The organism is Paenibacillus woosongensis, assembly GCF_009725165.1.
In the GTDB taxonomy this organism is placed as follows: Bacteria; Bacillota; Bacilli; order Paenibacillales; family Paenibacillaceae; genus Fontibacillus; species Fontibacillus woosongensis.
On record NZ_WNZW01000012.1, the window covers coordinates 26,655 to 45,349 of the forward strand.

An 18,695-nucleotide genomic window follows, 5' to 3' on the forward strand; every position below is an offset into this window, starting at 1 on the left:
AAATGAGCAAAAAAATTTAGCGATCTATGATCAAGGCGACCTGATCCCCATTGGTATCCCTCGTTATTATGGAATCAGGCCGCCCCATGGCCTTAAGCTCTCTTCCTCCGTGTCATCACATCAAATACGACAGCAATCGCCAGCACGGCTCCGCGAATCATATATTGATAGGAAATGCCGACGCCAAGCAGGTTCATGCCGCTGGATAGCGAAGCCATAACGATGGCGCCGATGATCGAGCCCGTGACCTTCCCTACGCCCCCGGCCGCCGATACGCCGCCGACGTAAGCCGCCGCAATCGCATCAAGCTCGAACAGCGTACCCGCCGTTGTCGTCGCCGACTGAAGGCGGGCTGTAAACAAAATGCCCGATAACGCGGACAGCATTCCCATGGAACCGAAAACGATGTACGTAATCTTTTTGACGCTAATGCCGCTTAAGTTCGCTGCCTCCGGATTACTGCCGACGGCATAGATATGACGTCCGAGCACCGTTTTAGTCGTTAAAAAATGATAGACCGCGACCACCAGCAGCATAATGATGACCGTCCAAGAGAATCCGTTGTAACCGGCCAGGATCCAGGTGATATAAGCGATAATCGCAGAAATGAACACCACCTTGATCGTAAACATCGGTCCCGAAATAACTTCGAAATGGTATTTGAGCTTATTCCGGCGCTTGGAGATTTCACTATAAATATAGAACGCAATGAAGAGCAGTCCCAAGATTAGCGAGAACAAATTCAATCCGTTCACATAGGCAATCGCAGGTACAAACCCGTTGCCGATCGCGTTGAACTGCTCATCCTTGATGATGATCGTTCCGCTCTTCTCCGTGACCCGCAGCAGCGCGCCCCGGAAAATCAGCATGCCCGCCAGAGAGGCCACAAACGAGGGAATGCCGATTTGCGCCACGAGAAAGCCGTTGAACAAGCCTACGACAATACCCAACCCCAAAATGATAGGAATTGTGAGATAGTAGGGGATTCCCATCTGGGTTAGCAAAATAGCGGCAATTGCCCCTAGAAAGCCCGCCGCAAAGCCCACAGATAAATCAATATGCCTGATGACAATAACTAGCGTCATTCCCACCGCCAATACGGCGATGTAGCCAGTGGCATCCATCAGATTGCTGATATTGCGGGACGACATGAACAGTCCGTCCGTCAGAATCGAAAACGTCAGCATGATGATAATCAAAGCGATGTACATCCCATAGTCCCGTATGTTCGCCTTTACCAACGATCTTGCTTCGCCTAATAATTTCACCGGTCTTCCTCCTATTACGTGGCAAGCTTCATGATTTTTTCTTGGTCCGCTTCTTCAATGGGCAGCTCGCCCTTAATTCTTCCTTCGGCCATGACATAAATCCGGTCGCTCATGCCCAATATTTCGGTCAGCTCGGAGGAGATCATGAGGATGCTCAGCCCCTGGCTGATCAGCTTGTTCATGATCGTGTAGATCTCGAACTTGGCGCCCACGTCGATGCCGCGCGTCGGTTCATCAAGGATCAGCAGGCTCGGCTGCACGAACAGCCATTTGCCCAGCGATACCTTCTGCTGATTGCCGCCGCTTAAGTTTCCGACCAGTTGCTCGACAGATGGGGCTTTAATATTGAGAGACTGCTTATAGCTGCCAGCGATTTTTACTTCCTCATTGTTGTTAATAACACCACGGTCGGAGATGGAATGTACATTCGCTGCGGAGATATTCTGTTTGATGTCCTGAAGCAGAAACAACCCGTCCCCTTTGCGATCCTCTGTCACGTAAGCTATGCCCGCTTTAATCGCATCCTTCGGATGGCGGAACACGGTTTTAGCTCCTTTTACCCACAGCTCGCCTTGCAGCTTATAAGCTTTCGGGTTGCCGAATATGCTCTGCGCCAGCTCCGTCCGCCCCGAGCCCATCAAACCGGCGATGCCGACGATTTCCCCTTTGCGTATATGAAGATCAACCTCCTTCACGACTTCGCGACCGAGATTCGGATCATACGCCGTCCAGCCGCGTACTTCGAGAATACGGCTGCCAAATTGCTTATCCGTTCTTTTCGGATAAATATCGTCGATTTCCCGGCCGACCATGCTCTTAATGATCACGTTCTCCGAAATTTCGTTCTTGGACGCATCCAGGGTGACGATCGTCTGCCCATCGCGCAGTACGGTGACCTGATCCGCGATCTCAATGACCTCCTTCAGCTTGTGAGAGATCATGATACAGGTGATCCCTTGCTCCTTCAATTCACGCAGCAGCTTGAGCAGGTTATCACTGTCATTTTCATTGAGCGCCGCGGTCGGTTCATCCAATATAAGCAGCTTCACATCTTTGCTCAGCGCCTTTGCGATTTCGACCAGCTGCTGCTTGCCCACGCCTAAGTCCTTGATCAGTGTCTCCGGGTTTACGTTCAGCTTCACCTTGCGAAGCATTTCCTTTGCTCGAACAATCGTCCGGTTCCAGTCCACGACCCCTCTTCGTTCTACCTCATTGCCGGCAAAAATATTTTCATAAACCGTCAGATCCGGGAACAGCGCCAGCTCCTGATAAATGATCGCGATACCGGCTCTCACACTGTCGTTAATATTGGCGTACTTCTGTACCTGTCCTTCAAAGACAATATCCCCGGAATACGTACCGTACGGATATACCCCGCTTAGCACCTTCATCAGTGTCGACTTGCCGGCGCCGTTCTCGCCGATGAGACAGTGGATCTCACCTTGGCGCACTTTAAAATTCACGCTGCTCAGCGCCTTTACACCCGTAAACTCCTTGGAGATGCCGTTCATCTCCAGCAAGTATTCGCTCATCGCATCCGCACTCCTTACACAGGACTGATAGAATTTCAACTACTTACAGCATGAGGAATAGTGATAGACACGTCTATCACTATTCCTTCTTGGCTATAGTTAATGAAGAATTATAGTCCCGTAAATTCTTTGGCTTCATAATACTTCGAATCAATGAGCTCGGTCTGCACATTGTCTTTGTCAACGACGATGACGTCGGTTTGCTTGGCGTTCACATCGATTGTGCCGTTGTTATAAGATCCGGTTGTATCCGGCGATCCGCCGTCCAGAAGCGTTACGGCCATGCCCATCGCGTCTTTGACCAGCGTACGGACATCCTTGAATACCGTCATCGATTGCTTGCCGTCGATAATGTACTGGATCGATGCTTTTTCCGCATCCTGACCCGTGACCACAAAACTCGTGATTGCGCTATCCGAAGCAAATACGTCTGCAATTGAACGGGCCGTACCGTCGTTTGGAGCCAGAATAACCACATCTCCCTTATCCCCGGCGGCTGCCGCAGTTAGATGGGTTTGCGCTTTGTTCTTGGCTTCGTTCGGATCCCAATTCGTCGTGACCTGGCCGATGATCTTACTCATCTGGTCGCGGGATAGCTCCGCTGTGCTCTGGAGGGTAGCGGCTTCGCTGGAGTTGGCGATTTTGAACGTGCCGTCCGCCACCTTAGGCTGCAGCACCTCCCATGCCCCCTGGAAGAACAGGAAAGCATTGTTGTCGGAAGCAGCTCCTGCGTAGAGGTACAGCGGTTGACCGCTGCCGGCCGCGTGATCGACCAAGTATTGAGCCTGCGCCTTGCCAACGGCGACACTATCGAACGTGACATAGTAATCTACCGCATCCGTGTTCGTGATCAGACGGTCATAGGAGATGACTTTAACGCCCGCTTTCTTGGCCGCTTCCACCGCAGCAGCGGCTGCGTCCCCGTCCTGCGGGCAAATGATCAGCACTTTAATGCCTTTGGCGATCAAGGAGTCTACATTTTCTTTCTCTTTCGCAGACGATCCTTGGCTGAATAGAATCTCCGTCGAATAATTTGTGCCCTTCAGAGCATCCTTGAATCTTTGCTCATCCTGCACCCATCTGGGCTCATCCTTGGTCGGCAGCACAATCCCTACATCGACCTTGCCCCCGCCTTGGTTACAAGCCGCAACCAATACGGTAAGCATGATTGAGACCAGCAGGAGTGCAATCGTTCTCATCGTTCTTTTCAAACCCATTCCCCTCTCTTGATTTGGTTGATCCTTCCAATTACATCTTTGAGCATATACTTGATTCACTACCTAGACAATGAGGTGTTTTCAAGGTTTATTCCTTAATTTCCACTCCTTGACAAAAGAAGTTTTGTATGTTTTGAAGGGGAAATGGAGAAGAGCTGTCTGCAAGGTATGAAGACCTTGCAGACAGCTCTTTCGTGGTTGGTGATGTAATTAATATTTAATGTAAAAGGTAAGCCTCCATCAATTTCAAATATACATCAATATTAACGAATTTCTCATTAGTGACAGGTACGTGTGGGTCAATAAACAACTATACCCAATATTTATAAAGATAAGTTTTTCTCCTGATGGAATGTCTTTTGGGCAATTAATCTTGTGAAGTAACGGAAGCAAGTTCCCAAAAATATAAATACATAAAATCAATTTCCGGACTAGGTATATAATCCAAAACAAATGTTGCATACCCATTTCCTAAATTTGTAGTCACCCAACCATCTAGAGAGTTACTAAATTCTCCATAACGCAAATAATATCCAAAACACTCCAGTTCTTCCGCACCCATAGCTTGAAAACCTAGATATGATTTAATTCTATCCCTAACGTATTTAATAAAGTATTCTTCACCTCTGTTAATAGAGCTTATTTTATTAAGGATATGCTCTAAACTAAATATATCAATAACCCAAGGATAAGCTTGTTCATCATCTTCAAATTTAAGATACATATTCACACGATTAGATAGATTTAAGTAATTATTAATAGTTACACAAACCATAGTCACTTTTTTATAATCATACTTATTTAAATCCAGTATTATCTTACGGAGGTCCTTCTTATCACTGTCGTAATACCTACACATTTTATTTCTAATATTATTTTTAACCCTTAATCCTTGCTTATAAGCTTTTTGAATAACTCTGTTAAAGTTTTGCTGCATTCTTTTTTGAGATTTATTGGAATCCCTAAATGGCTCTTTTAACAATTCCGATTTGCACTCAAAACATAATATATATTCTCCATAAAGAACAATAATATCTTGTTCCGCACCATTTTCATCGAACAAATTACAGTATACATTCTCTTCTCCAAAAAAGTTTATCAGTAGCATAGTTGTATAATCTTCAACAAAATCATCTTTCCTACCAACCATTTCTTCATGTTCTAATATAAAATTCCAGAACTCATCAAGTACAAAATTTGAACGGGGGAAAAATATTCTTTCATTATGACAAATCCCTATGGAGAACTCTTCTTTATAATATTTATCAGTCGGATAACTTACATTTATCTCTTCTACATTTTTTAACACTGGAAAAAATCTAGTAATAAACTCTTTATCCCTAACTCCAAACCTTCTTAGAATATGTGAAAACTGTTTCATGGAGAAGCTAGTCAAAAAACTCTCAAATTTATATTTTTCTTTTTCGTATAATAGGTCATTAAGTCGGCTTTTTTGACAAGTTTGATATATAAAATCATATAGAATGCAAATTAATAGACCTTTTTCTATTTCAAGAGTTGTAAGATTATCTTTTATAAAAATTTTATCAATAGCCTTACTGTTGATTTCTAAAGCAAACATGTATTGGAACCAAGCGGTATTGGGATAATCAAAATGATAATTAATAAAATTTTGGGAATGAAAATTCCGTAAAGACATATGAACGTCTTCCAGCCCTTCTTTCTGATTAAACTGTTCCATGCAGTAATAGTTTACTATTTTAATGAACTTTTCCCTCAACCACTCTAACTCGTTAGGTCTATTCTTAATCTTCATATTACTATTAATAGCTGAATTCTTTTTATATAAATAAAATAATCTATTTACCAGTTTGGGAGAAACCCGCTTCATTCTATTTTCAAAGGCATATCTTGTGTTATCCATAATCAAACTATTTATCAACCAAAAAACCTCGGATGGTCTATACTGTCGAAATCTACTAATAATTTCTTTTATTTCATATTCAATATCATAATTCTCAAGTTCAAAAAACTCTTCAAATAACTTTCTTTTATTCTCCATTCGATTCTCCGGCTTTCATACAGTTTTTTATTTGATAATATAGTTCCTGATCATACAAACTATATCGGATAATTTACTAAAACTTAACAGTAAAATCGTATGATTTTTATATATAGCAAACTGTCAGCTCCACCCGATCCCCTTCCCGATCATAAGGCGGAAATGGATATATGTACTTGCTCCGGGCAGCGATAACCTGATCCAAAATGCAACAGCTACCAACGCTAGACACAGCTTCACTTTGTCGAGCATAGACGAGCGGAAACGTCTTTCATAACAGCACATCAAAATATGGGAAGCAGTCCGATACCGAATTATACGAAATATACGATCGATAACATCCCGGTTACTAACAGCCAAATCGAAATCGGCATTTGGACGGATGCGAACGCTAATATCTGGGCCGGCTTTTGACAATTTTGAACTAATAAGTAAATAGCTGCTCGCTCCTCCCCTTCCCAAATTAGGAATGCCTGCCACTGGAATGTTATAATTGATGAGATCAAGATTCCATTCAGTTCCATTTCACGGAAGGAGGAGCATTGATGAACACAAAGCAATTTGAGCAAATCCATAAGGGAAAGGGTTTTATAGCAGCCCTGGATCAAAGCGGCGGAAGTACTCCAAAGGCTCTGCTACAGTATGGGATTCATGAAAGCAGCTACTCCAGCGAAGAAGAGATGTATGATTTGGTTCACGAGATGAGAACGCGTATTATCAAGAGCAGTGCGTTTGACTCCCGGTACATTTTAGGGGCCATTCTATTTGAGAATACGATGGACCGGTTGATCGACGGGAAGCATACGGCCGATTATCTATGGGAGGAAAAAGGCATTGTGCCTCTTCTAAAGGTCGATAAAGGTCTCGCCGAGCTGGAAGACGGAGTTCAGTTGATGAAGCCCATCCCGGATTTAGACGAGCTGCTGGAGCGGGCGGTCAAACGCAACATTTTTGGAACGAAAATGCGTTCGATCATCAAGGAAGCCAATTCTGCAGGAATCAAAAAAGTCGTTGAACAGCAGTTTGCCATCGGCAAGCAAATCATAGATAAGGGACTGGTTCCGATTATTGAACCGGAAGTCGATATTCACAGTGCGGACAAGAGCGCTTCGGAAGCCATTTTAAAGGATGAAATTTCCACTCAATTGTCTGCCCTGGATCAAAACGCAAAGGTTATGCTTAAGCTTTCGATTCCAACGGAGGATAATTTCTACAGCGACTTCATGGAGGATCCGCACGTTGTGCGCATTGTGGCTTTGTCGGGCGGTTATACGCAAGCGGAAGCCAATGACAGACTGGCGCGCAATCATGGATTGATCGCCAGCTTCTCCCGGGCTCTTGCCGAGGGACTTACCGCTGGGCAATCAGATGATGAATTCAATGCTATGCTGTCCAAATCCATACAAGAGATTTATGAAGCCTCCATCAAATAAAAGGAACGAGTTAACGCCCCCAAGCTTCTATTAAAGCTTGGGGGCGTTGCTTGTAGATGGACAAGTTATACCGCCATTGATTTAGGTTGAAGCACATCAATCCGGAATAAATGGGAAAAATAGTGCTGACTTTAAAGCTAAATATGGAGAGTAACCAGATGGCATCTAAATGGATCGACTTTATCAAATACAAAGGGATGGTTTGGAAACCACCATTAGCTGCAGCACTGTCCTGGGCGATCGCGGAATGGGCTGGGTCTAAGCATCCTTACTTAGCTCCTCTGACGGTCATTTTGTCGATTCAATTAACCGTGGACAAGTCCGTGCAATTTGCATGGCAGCGGGTCATCGGCACCGTCGCTGGCGTCCTTTTTACTGCAGCTATAGCGCCATATCTTAGTTTGAACGCTTGGAGCATCGGACTGCTTCTTCTTGTTGGCGCCTTGATCGTAACAGGGCTGAAATTGGAGCATGACCTCTTAATCCAAGTTGCGCTCAGCATTTTATTAGTGCTGTACTTTCACAACAAAATGCCCAGCTATCCCCTTGATCGAATCCGCGATACGGTAATCGGCGCGATCGTTGCCTTACTCATCCAGATATTCATCTTCCCCCCTGATTCCGTAAACAAAGCGCAAACCAAGATCAGACAATTCGCGGGCCATCTATCCGATCATTACATGAACGCTGCAATTTGGGTTAATGCAGGCTCCCCTTCAAACGAAGCCAATACATTGCAAACCGAATTGCAATCCCTATTCCAGGAGCTTCATCAAACGACAATCGAGCTGAACAAAGCGGAGCAAAGCTTGCGATTCAATCCGCTAGGCCGCAAAAAACGCGTTGCCTTAAAAAAATTAAACCGGCAGATGGAGCAGCTCCGGTCAGGGTTTGCCAATCTTGCCGACATGATCCGAATATTCGCGAACTGGTCCTACAGCGACAAATTTGCGGAAGAGGATCAACGGATGTGGGCTGCGCATATGAACGTATTAGCGAAGCTAATTAAGGATTGGAGAAGTACATTCGATGATCCGGCGGCCTGCAGCTTGGTTAACGTTGAAGCGATCCTACAAATAAAGGCGCCTGCCCATATGGAAAATTATCAGTACCCGATCGCGTTATATACAAACGCCCAACAAGTCGTTCAGGATTTCCGTCTTGCAGCGACTTTATCCAGCAAAGCCCGATAATCTTCAGCGTCATCTACATCCATGAACAGATCTGCGATGAGAAAATCGAGGCAAATTCCCGTCCCTTCCCTACGGATAAGATGGCAAGCTCCCCGGTCGCCTTGCAGCTCCAGAAGCTGCGGGAACATTTGCTGAGCAAAAATAACAGGTGGTCTAGGGAGTCCCTCATAACTCGCGGCCGTGAAACCAACGCTGCTGTTGGCTTGTTGCTCTGCTTGAAAATAGGCAAGCAGTTCATTAATCATCGCATTCGTAATTAAAGGCTGATCCGCCAGCAATACCATCGCGGCTGCCGCTCCCATCGCGAGCGCGGCCTTTACGCCGCAACGAAGAGAATACGCTTGGCCCAAACGGGCTTCCGGGCAGTAAATGGAAGACCATTTCCGTTTGACCGGGGCCCGGTATAAGGCATCATCCATCCAATCCCCCGCAGCGTCGTTTCGGATGACCACAACATAATCCAATTTAGAGTTTAGAGCGGCGGCCAGCGCATAATTCCCCAATTTCATAGATCCGAGTGGAAGCTGAAGTTTATCCGAACCCATTCGGGTGCTTTGCCCTGCCGCCAAATAGATGCCAACGATTGGATTCTCCCTCACCGGGAATCACTACTAAGCTTTCTTTTTCTTCTATACGTATAGATGATCTCTGCGAGAATGCTCACTGCGATTTCCTCCGGCCCCTCTGCACCAATCGCAAGTCCTACCGGGGAATGGACTTTCATCTGCACCGGTTCGTCTCGCAACAAGCGCTCCGTTCTAGTTTTCGATCCCAGGATACCGAGGTAACCCAGCTGCCGTTCAGACAGCAACCGAATCAACTGCTGATCCCTCCTGAAATTATGCGTCATCACGACAGCGTAATCGTCGGTTGTGACATGAATCAGCTCCATCGTTTCCTTAGGAAAACCAATGATTATGGATTCGGCATCCGGAAAATAACGCCGCTCGCAATAATCGGGCCTCCAGTCAGAGACGGTGACGGAAAAACCAGTTTTTGCGGCAATAGCGGCTAGCGGTCTGGCGTCTGGCCCGGCACCAAACAGAATCAGCCGCGGTTTGGGATAATAGGTATGGACAAATACATCCGATTGCAGAGCTGCCACGAACTCCATTCCGCTGCTCGGCGATTCCCCAGACGGCGACCATTCCAGCAGCGATGGCGGAATTTCTCCCCTCCACTCCCCGAACAGATGCTGATCCCTGGTCAGGAATCCATAATCGATCACCGAGCCATTCGCGTCAAACCTTTTCACAAGTTTGACTTCGGAGCGAACCTCCAAATATTGTTTTAAAGTGCCTAAATGCGCTGCCAGTACATCATTGACCGGTTCCAGTGCTACATGAACAACACCGCCGCAGCCCGTTTCTTCCCCCCAGGACAGCGGGTCCGAGGATTGCATATCGAACGCGAAGCTGCGTGAAGCCCCTGAGGCCAGAATATCCGGCACGCTGTGCGCCAGAGCAGCTTCCAGACAGCCTGCACTGAGCACCCCGATTTGCGAACCGTCTTCAAGAAACAGCATGGAGGTTCCTTCTTTGCGATACGCACTTCCTTCCACACGAATAATCGTCGCAAGTACCCCTTTTAAACCGGTCTGCTGAATCGTTTCCACAATACGGTGAATTTCTTCCAAACCTGCCCCTCCTCAGCTCCAGAGCTTATAGGTTCCTTCCTTTATCCGTATGAGATGTAAAAACATCCTTAACGGCGCGATGAATTTCTTCATAGGAGGTACACCTGCATATGTTGGATTCCAGCCATACTCGAACAGTTTCTTCATTGGCATGGGGATGGGCATGCCGCAGCCCTTCACAGTTCATGATAAATCCAGGGGTACAGTAACCGCATTGAAAGGCCTGGTTTTCAGCAAAAGCACGCTGTACGTCAGTGCCTATTAGCCCCTCGATTGTTGTAATTTGCTTCCCCCGGGCCTCCACAGTGAGCATTAGGCATGATTTCATGGGCAGGCCATCTACTAGAATCGTGCACGCGCCGCAGTCTCCGTTATTGCAGCCAGGCTTGCATCCTGTGAGCCCGAGATGATCGCGAAGCGTATACAGCAGGGTCTCGGCAGCCCTCACCCGGACCGTTCGCTGTTCCCCATTCACCTGCAATTCGACTCGATGATGATCGGTATCGAAGGAGGACATCCTTTCACCTTCTTTCCAGTCTATGTACCGCATCAGCCATCGTTTGCTTCAATACAAATTCCCGGTACGCGGGTGAACCCTCCACATTATCCAGTAATGGTGCAGGAAGATGGCCGATGGCCAGTTCAATTCTTTCTGCAAGCGGTAAGGATGAATCGTTCAGCGCCTCATCGATTTCCGCGGACCGAAAAGGGAATGCGCACACACCGCTGTAGGCGGTGCGAATCTCATGATTTATCCTAAGCGCAGCTAATGTAACGAGCGGGTAGCCGACTTGGCCAATCTCCCGCTTTTTGAAATACGCAAATGGCAGTGATATATAGTCGCGGTCGATTTGAATTTGCACAATAAACTCTCCGCCCGCAAGCCTTATTTGTTGGTTGAAGACCTGATGAATAGATGCCACTCTGATCCCGTGAGTTCCTGCTATAACCATCCGGCTATTTGCTAACAGCAGGGGAAGAACCGCCTCCCGATAATGAATTTTGCCGCTAATGTTGCCTCCGAGCGTGATTTTATTCCGGGCGGTCTGGTCAGCGACTCCCTCTGCCGTTGCACTGAGCAGCGGAAACGGGTTGGCTTCGGACAAAGCCGATAATGTCACGCACGCACCAATAACCAGCATATCCTTCTGCATCGTGAGTACGTTGCACTCTGGAATGGACTTCAAATCGATAACAGCTCCCGTTTGAATAGAGTTGGCCCGGGCAAAGGTAATGATTTCCGTCCCTCCAGCATAATACAGAGGCCTTTTCCCTTGTTCGTGCAGATGCTGATATAAATCTACAGCCATCTGAATGGTAGTAGGATGGTAGTATTCAAAATCAAACGGAATCATGAATCGTCCTCCAAATCATCTCCGGCGTCAGGGGCAGCTGATTAAGCTCTACGCCGGCAGCTGCTGACAAGCTGTTCGCCAATGCCGCAGGCATGCCAATCAAGCCATGCTCACCGATTCCGCGCAGTCCATATGGTGCTTCCAGATGAGGTGTCTCGACGAAATCCACGATATACTCGGGCTGTTCTCCATAGCGAATGAGCTTGTAAGTTCGAAATTGGCGATTCAATATGGCCCCGTTTGGGTTGAAGCGAAATGCCTCCCGGCTGGCAAGGCTTAACCCCATACTCATGCCGCCCGTAACCTGAGCACGGGCAAAACCCGGGTTAATGACCCGGCCGGCATCGATGACCGTTGCTGCTTTAACGATTCTGTAGGTGTAATCTCTTGTATTGAACTCCACTTCAACGGCCTGTGCGCCTACCGTCCATTCCGGTCCAGGATTCCCCCTGCCTGTTACAGGATCCAAAAAGGTTAAATGTCGCATCGTGTAGCTTCCGCGTCCGATAACCTGGCTTCCGATCGTGTTGCCGTTCGGGAAGGTGTATCCGTTGGCGATTTGTTCGAGAGCTACCCCCGTCTCAGGGCGGGTTTTACGGAAGACTCTCCCTCCGCCGATATCCAGATCTGCCGGCGGACATTGAAGTACGATAGAAGCCAGGTTTTTTAACTGCATGATTGCATCGTCAGCGGCCTGCAGAATCGCATTCCCCACCAAAAAGGTGCTCCGGCTAGCGACCGTCTTCCATAGCTCGGGGTCTTTATCGGTATCTATATCCATACGAATCTCTATCTTCCGATCATCCATACGGAATCGTTCCGCCAGTATTTGAGTAAGGGCCGTCCTAGTGCCTTGACCAACTTCCACGGCACCGCATAGCAGATGAATGCTTCCGTCCGGATTAAATTTGATCATAGCCCCCGCCCCGGCATTGGTTGGCGTATTTGAGTTTTTCCAGAAGCAGCATATCCCTTTAGCTTTAACGAGATGGCCGTTTGCTTCGATTTGTGGACGGTCATTCCAATGGATCAGCGTTTTCAATTTGGCAATGCATGCTGGTAAATCACCGATATTGCTGCTATTCAGCTTCGTTTGCGTCGGGGTTGTATCTCCCGGTCCAATGGCATTCATATAACGAAGCTCTAGAGGATCCATATTTAACCGGTCTGCCATCATATTCATAGCCCTTTCCATAGCAAACGTCAGCTCCGGATGTCCGAAGCCGCGAAAGGAAGTGGAATAGGGATGATTTGTATATATACATAAGGAATCACATTGGACGTTATCGATGCGGTAAGGCCCTGTGCAATCGGTAGCTCCGGCACGGCTCATAATCGGCCCCCGGTCCGAATAGGCCCCGCCGTCAAACAGATGCAGAATTTCTACGGCCATGATTTTCCCTTCCCGGGTGCAGCCAAGCTTGATTGTCGATTCCAATCCGATATGAACCGGGGAGGAGACCATATCCAGCTCCCTGGAATTTGCAAGTTTGACAGCTCTTCCGCCAACGGCAAGCGAAGCCAAATAAGCGAGATATTCTAACTGAACTGCCGATTTGCCGCCATAGCTTCCTCCTACCAGCGGAGTGTGAACGGTGACTTCGTGAAGCGGAATATGAAAGTAGCGGCTAATATCCTTTTGGATTACATAAGGGGATTGCGAAGCGGAATGGATGCTGACTTTGCCGCCGGGCTTAATTTCTGCTATACTGCATCGCACTTCCATCGCGGCGTGATCCGATTGAGGCAATCGGACCTGAACCGTAACGATATGATCACTATTCCTCCAACCTTCCTCCATATTCCCTTTGCGGATTCTTGTCCGGTTCGCAATATTCGTGCCCGGCTCCGGGTAGACCTGTTCGCTTCTTTCATATGTCGCCAGATGCTCATGAAGGAGCGGTGCGCCGACCTGCAAAGCTTCGCTTGGACTAAAAACAGCAGGCAAAACCTCATAATCCACTTGAATTTGAAGCGCAGCCATCTCGGCAGTGTACTCTTCTTCCGCGACCACCAGAGCAACAGGCTCGCCAAAATATCTTACTTTGTCCATTGCGAGAGGCGGCCGGTCTGCCAAAGGGGACCCAGTCAATACCGGGTAATATTCACCGGTTATGACGGCTTTTACACCTGGTATCCTCCAGACTTTCGACGTATCTATCGATTTAATTTTCGCGTGGGCATGGGGGCTAACGGCTATTTTGGCATGCAAAAGCCCCGGTCTCAAAAAATCATTAACATAGCGGGCTGCCCCGGTAATCTTCTCGCCTGTTTCCCTTCTGGGAACGCTTGTTCCAAACGAATGCCCGATCTTCGCCCCCTCCTTTTGCAAATCAATCTTCCTAATGTATATGTACAGTTACGCTTATTATTGTTATATAAGTACATAGCGGAACAAATGCTCAGGTATCGCTGTCGAATCACCTCATTGATGCAACCTTAGGTTCTCTTCTTGCGTAACATAATTATTACAGGCTCAGAAAGAGAGAGATATCTCATGAACAATTCGGTTTCACTCAGACGAATAAAGGTCTCCACCCTGTTAGCGATCGCTGGCATCCTGCTCTTTTTCATGTTAGTCGTTCCTTTTTTCTATTCCTATTTCAGCCAATCCGTATTCTATTTCGAGCAGTATAAGTATAAACAAGCCCACGAGCAAGATCATATTACCGAATATCGCAGCTTGTCCGGGCCCCTAATCAAAGTACATCAGGAAGGCATTAATCGTAAAGTCGTTATCAATAATGAAAAGTATGCCATTCGTAAGGTAGGGGATCCGTTTAATATCAAGTATGAAGTGGCTTATCCAAACGGGAAGCTGTTCGAGGTCAATGACCATGGCGGTCTGCTTGTGAGTTACGATGAGAACGGAGATTGGTTTGTCCCCATAACCGCATTTGACTCCAACGGACAAAAAATTTTGCCAAAAGGCGAAGTTGAACTCCTTAATCCCAGCGGGCTCGTCACCGCTGCTTATTCGGAATACCACGATAAGCAAGGCGAGCCGGTCTTCTTTGTTTTTTCCATCCTCTTGTTGATTTACGGATGGTGCGGATATCGATATGAGAAGTTTCAGAACTTCCTTTTCAAAATGTCGTTCTACTGGCTTTGGGTCAAAGAGGCTGAACCAAGTGATTTCCATTATTTCATGTGTAAAGTGGGCGGAATAATTGTTATGATTCTGTCTGTCGTCTCATTCTTTAAATCCCTATAACAATAGCCGGGTCAATTCGACCCGGCTGCTCATTTTCATCTGCATCTGCTCAAAATGCGATTACCATAATCGGAGAACGCTTCTCCTTCATCCATTGCGCCAAAATATCGGATTCATCAGATACGCTCCCTTCTCGGAAACAGCCAAATGGCCAAGCCGGCTGCAGCCAAAGCGAAAGTGCCCAGCTTGATCAGCGGTAGGGTCAGGCTTGAATTTCCCGGCTAATTTGAGCGCGTTCTTCCTGCCGGGCCAGTTCCTCATCGGAAGCGACGCGCCGCTGCATTTTGCGGTATTCGCTTAGCAAGGCTTCGTTTCGCGCCTCCGCCTCCTCTCCCCGCTTCCAGCTCATGCGAAAGACAATCAGCCCCGCCGCAAGCATAACCGCATACAAAGCAATATAGACGGGAGGCAAAGATGGATATTGTGCCGCTGAAGGAGCCATGGCGCTTAGAACCATTACAACGCCTGCAGACCAGGCATGTGCCTGCGGCAGTCTGAAAACAGCCTTCCCTGCCAGCAGGGTGAACACTAGGATCATGTAAGGATTAGCTGTGCCTGAAGACTCTGGCCATAACACGATACTTGCTGCAATTGATGCTGCGCTCAGATTGATCGTCAGCAGGAGCGGTTTCGCCGCATTCGAAGCTGCTTCCATAAGGGCGCAAACCCATGCCGCGCCTAACAAAGCCAACCAAATCCAATATGTACGCATAAACTGCTCCTAATTTAAACAGAAGATGAAATATAAACGAAGCACAGCAAAAAAGGGCTTGCCATCAAGCCCCTTTCTGTCGCTGCCCCTGCTTCTTTGCTATCTTCATTTCACAAAGTTAAACAATCTATATTTGTTCTCACGTGCCACAGTAGGTTCGATACGGGCGCTGTGATGGCTCCGGCAGCTTACAATATTCCGCCTGCTCTTCCGTATGCGCAAAAGGATCCGCAAGTGCGCCGAGCAGCCGCTCCATCACACTGTAATCTCCGTCCTTCTCTGCGGCTTCAAGCGCCTCTTCCACCCGATGATTACGCGGGATGACCGCAGGATTGCTGCTGCGCATAAGCTGCTGCGAAGCTTCCTGCGTTTCCTCCTGCCTCCCTAGGCGTTCCCTCCACTGCTGAAGCCATGGCTCGAACGCCTCGTCCTCAACCAAGGTTATGTCCTGCCACCGTTCAAAGGTTAATGCAAGGAACGTATTCGTGTAGTCTGCGCGGTGTTTGTGCATCAGCTTAAGAAGCTCCTTAATGAGCGTTTCATCCTCCGGCTCCGCATTAAACAGCCCGAGCTTCGCCCGCATCCCTGCCAGCCAGTAGCCGTGAAACTGTTCGGTGAATCCGGCAATAGCCTCTTCCGCCAGCTTAAGCGCCTGCTCCTCGTCTTCATGCAACAGCAGGAGCAGGGCTTCCGCGAATCTCGCCAGGTTCCATGCGCCGATATAGGGCTGATTACCATAGGCATAGCGGCCCTGACTGTCGATAGAGCTGAAGACGGTCGCCGGATCATACGCATCCATGAAGGCGCATGGCCCATAGTCAATCGTCTCTCCGCTGATCGTCATGTTATCGGTATTCATCACCCCGTGAATGAAACCAACCAGCTGCCACCTCGCGATCAGCTCAGCCTGGCGGCGAATAACCTGCCGAAGCAGAGCCAGATAGCGATTCCCTCCTGCCGCCGTATCCTCTTCCGCGTCGGGATAATGCCTCTCTAACGCATAATCGGCCAGCGCACGCAGCTCCTCGCCCTCTCCCCGCTGCGCGGCATATTGAAACGTGCCGACGCGCAAATGGCTGGACGCGATGCGGGTCAATATCGCGCCGGTCTGCTCCGACTCGCGCATGACGGTCTGTCCCGTCGTTACCACCGCGAGGCTGCGTGTCGTCGGGATGCCAAGCGCATGCATCGCTTCGCTGATAATGTACTCGCGCAGCATGGGGCCAAGCACCGCGCGGCCGTCTCCGCCACGGGAATATGGCGTCCGGCCCGAGCCTTTCAGCTGAATATCCACCCGCCGCCCTTGCGGCGTGATCTGTTCGCCGATTAGCACAGCCCGGCCGTCGCCCAGCATCGTGAAATAGCCGAATTGATGCCCGGCATAAGCCTGAGCGAGTGGCAAAGCTCCTTCGGGTATCTCATTGCCGGCGAACACGGCCGCACCTTCGCTGCCTTGCAGCAATTGGGCATTCAACCCAAGTGATGCCGCAAGCGGTTCGTTAAACACGGCCAGTTCAGGTTCGCGCACGGGCACCGGTTTTTGCAAGGTATAAAATATTTCAGGAAGCCGAGCGTAGCTGTTATCAAATTTCCATCCTGCTTCTGTAATTGTTGTTTTATTCTCTGTCATCGTATCTCCACTTTTCACGTTAGTTGTTGTATTCTAGCCGCTGCGGATAAGAAGGATTACCCGTATAGTATGCTCTGTAAATCCTTGCTTCATTATTTATATCTTACTTCAAGAGCATCCAAAAGAACACGATATTCCGCATCTTCTGTTGAAATATACTAATACATTATCGTCCAGCAATTACCAAACTGTTATATTATCGACCGAAATAAAAACAAGCCCTTGCGGGCTTGTTAATTCTGCTCAGTCACTGAATTCAACAACTGCTCTCGCTGTATATGAGCAGCAAAGTACCGCTGAATCACATCCGCGCCCCGCTGGCTTCCCCCGCCATGATGCAGGATCGACTGCATGGAGCGTACGCTTTCGCGAATTGCTGAATCCGCGAGAATCTCCTCGGCCTTCGCGAGAAGAAGGTCTGGCGTAATCGGTTGTAATTCCAGCTTTCTGCCTAGGTTCAGCTCCTCGGCCCGGGCGGCTACAAGCGGTTGATCGGAGCTTTGCGGCACCATCAGAAGGGGAACACCATACCACAGCGACTCCATGACCGAGTTCATTCCGCCATGGGAGATGAACAGCTCGGCATGCTGCAGCACTGTTAATTGAGGAACAAATGGATAGACGAGAAAATTATCAGGAACCTGCTGTGGCCGCGTCTGGGAGACCATAACTACTTTCCAGCGGCTGCCCGCAAAAGCTTCCATGCAAAGTTCATAAAATTGAGGATTATTAATAATGCTGCCAAGCGAAATATAGATCGTGGGATGCGCGGCAATCTCTTCGAGCGGAAAGTCATGATCCGCCTCCCTGTCCACGATTGTCGGGCCGATAAATTCAAACCCTTCTCCTAAATACGCCGAGTCCGGCTGGAATTTCCTTGGAATCGGAGCGAGCATAAGCGGTTCCCGCTTCAGGAACATATTCGTGATGATTTCCGGGATATCTCCGTCAAACAAACGGGAAAAATAGTCGAATACCGGAGAGTCGGCCGTAACGGCAATCCCTGAGAAGAACAGCGCTCTCGGCAGTTCAAGCCGCTCCGCCACTGCGCGTCCCCACAGACACATCGGATCGCATACGACGCCGTCAGCCCGCTCCTGCTGCACCTGCTCCAGCAGCTCGGAAGCTAACGCTACATGCCGGTTCAGATTATCTACATAAAAATCCGCATTTCGAAGTGAAGCCGCCAAAGGCTTCTTATCCAGTTCCTCCATGAAGAAGCCGAATTCCCGGCCAACGAGGCGAAGCTCGGCACCAATGCCCTCCAATTTTCCCGCAAACTCCTCTGTGGTGTAATACACGATCTGCTCCCCGCGGCGAACGAGCTCCTCCGCTACAGATAATGTAGGATTAATGTGGCCATGATACGGCAGCATGAAGAACAACAGCTTCATTCCTGATCCTTCTCCTCTCCAAATTAGCTTTTATCTTTATAAACCAATGGTATGCAGTAAAAGTTGTATTTTTCATGTTATTTTTCCT

General features: G+C 48.2%; 16 protein-coding genes. 4 read left to right on the top strand and 12 right to left on the bottom strand.

Annotated features, from left to right (window positions below):
• Nucleotides 1-92: 92 nt before the first annotated feature.
• From GNP95_RS20875 to GNP95_RS20890, 4 genes are all read right to left on the bottom strand, one after another.
• Nucleotides 93-1,211, bottom strand: a complete 1,119-nt coding sequence (locus GNP95_RS20875) for a sugar ABC transporter permease (protein WP_155612851.1) — start codon at nt 1,209-1,211, stop codon at nt 93-95.
• 71 nt (nt 1,212-1,282) lie between these two features.
• Complete coding sequence (locus GNP95_RS20880; protein ID WP_155612769.1) at nt 1,283-2,800, bottom strand: ATP-binding cassette domain-containing protein; 1,518 nt, start codon at nt 2,798-2,800, stop codon at nt 1,283-1,285.
• Between the two features lie 110 nt (nt 2,801-2,910).
• Nucleotides 2,911-3,999, bottom strand: coding sequence for a sugar ABC transporter substrate-binding protein (locus GNP95_RS20885; RefSeq protein WP_413773770.1), 1,089 nt, complete (start codon nt 3,997-3,999; stop codon nt 2,911-2,913).
• A 385-nt stretch (nt 4,000-4,384) separates the two neighbouring features.
• Nucleotides 4,385-6,040: a hypothetical protein gene (locus GNP95_RS20890; protein ID WP_155612771.1), complete on the bottom strand. Its 1,656-nt coding sequence runs from the start codon at nt 6,038-6,040 to the stop codon at nt 4,385-4,387.
• A gap of 291 nt (nt 6,041-6,331) precedes the next feature.
• Between GNP95_RS20890 and GNP95_RS26455 the strand changes: the two genes are divergently transcribed.
• The 3 genes from GNP95_RS26455 (at nt 6,332) to GNP95_RS20900 (ending at nt 8,666) form a co-directional block, all read left to right on the top strand.
• Nucleotides 6,332-6,454, top strand: coding sequence for a hypothetical protein (locus GNP95_RS26455; RefSeq protein ID WP_269059004.1), 123 nt, complete (start codon nt 6,332-6,334; stop codon nt 6,452-6,454).
• Nucleotides 6,455-6,585: 131 nt separating this feature from the next.
• Nucleotides 6,586-7,473, top strand: coding sequence for a fructose bisphosphate aldolase (locus tag GNP95_RS20895; protein WP_155612772.1), 888 nt, complete (start codon nt 6,586-6,588; stop codon nt 7,471-7,473).
• Between the two features lie 158 nt (nt 7,474-7,631).
• Nucleotides 7,632-8,666, top strand: coding sequence for an FUSC family protein (locus GNP95_RS20900; RefSeq protein WP_155612773.1), 1,035 nt, complete (start codon nt 7,632-7,634; stop codon nt 8,664-8,666).
• Here the strand turns inward: GNP95_RS20900 and GNP95_RS20905 are convergent.
• From GNP95_RS20905 to GNP95_RS20925, 5 genes are read right to left on the bottom strand one after another with little or no spacing between them, the layout of a single operon-like run.
• Entirely contained in the window at nt 8,621-9,265 is a 645-nt protein-coding gene (locus GNP95_RS20905) for a nucleotidyltransferase family protein (protein WP_330163544.1), read from the bottom strand. The genes GNP95_RS20900 and GNP95_RS20905 overlap by 46 nt on opposite strands.
• Nucleotides 9,262-10,302, bottom strand: a complete 1,041-nt coding sequence (locus tag GNP95_RS20910) for an XdhC family protein (RefSeq protein ID WP_155612774.1) — start codon at nt 10,300-10,302, stop codon at nt 9,262-9,264. Before GNP95_RS20910 ends, GNP95_RS20905 begins: the two co-directional genes overlap by 4 nt.
• 25 nt (nt 10,303-10,327) lie before the next feature.
• Nucleotides 10,328-10,819, bottom strand: coding sequence for a (2Fe-2S)-binding protein (locus GNP95_RS20915; RefSeq protein WP_155612775.1), 492 nt, complete (start codon nt 10,817-10,819; stop codon nt 10,328-10,330).
• 4 nt (nt 10,820-10,823) lie between these two features.
• Complete coding sequence (locus GNP95_RS20920) at nt 10,824-11,657, bottom strand: FAD binding domain-containing protein (RefSeq protein ID WP_155612776.1); 834 nt, start codon at nt 11,655-11,657, stop codon at nt 10,824-10,826.
• Nucleotides 11,644-13,989 (bottom strand): xanthine dehydrogenase family protein molybdopterin-binding subunit, encoded by a 2,346-nt coding sequence (locus GNP95_RS20925; RefSeq protein ID WP_155612777.1) that lies wholly within the window; start codon nt 13,987-13,989, stop codon nt 11,644-11,646. Before GNP95_RS20925 ends, GNP95_RS20920 begins: the two co-directional genes overlap by 14 nt.
• A 165-nt stretch (nt 13,990-14,154) precedes the next feature.
• On the opposite strand from GNP95_RS20925, the gene GNP95_RS20930 reads away from it, so the two are divergent.
• The gene (locus tag GNP95_RS20930; protein ID WP_155612778.1) at nt 14,155-14,871 is read left to right on the top strand and encodes a hypothetical protein; all 717 of its coding nucleotides are present in this window, start codon (nt 14,155-14,157) and stop codon (nt 14,869-14,871) included.
• A 202-nt stretch (nt 14,872-15,073) separates the two neighbouring features.
• Here the strand turns inward: GNP95_RS20930 and GNP95_RS20935 are convergent, their stop codons facing one another.
• From GNP95_RS20935 to GNP95_RS20945, 3 genes are all read right to left on the bottom strand, one after another.
• A complete protein-coding gene (locus tag GNP95_RS20935) occupies nt 15,074-15,583 on the bottom strand; it encodes a hypothetical protein (protein WP_196427266.1) in 510 nt (169 codons plus the stop codon).
• Nucleotides 15,584-15,722: 139 nt separating this feature from the next.
• Nucleotides 15,723-17,213 carry a protein adenylyltransferase SelO gene (locus GNP95_RS20940; RefSeq protein ID WP_155612780.1) on the bottom strand — a complete coding sequence of 497 codons (1,491 nt, stop codon included), beginning with the start codon at nt 17,211-17,213 and terminating at the stop codon, nt 15,723-15,725.
• A 233-nt stretch (nt 17,214-17,446) separates the two neighbouring features.
• Nucleotides 17,447-18,607, bottom strand: a complete 1,161-nt coding sequence (locus GNP95_RS20945) for a nucleotide disphospho-sugar-binding domain-containing protein (RefSeq protein WP_155612781.1) — start codon at nt 18,605-18,607, stop codon at nt 17,447-17,449.
• Between the last annotated feature and the right edge of the window lie 88 nt (nt 18,608-18,695).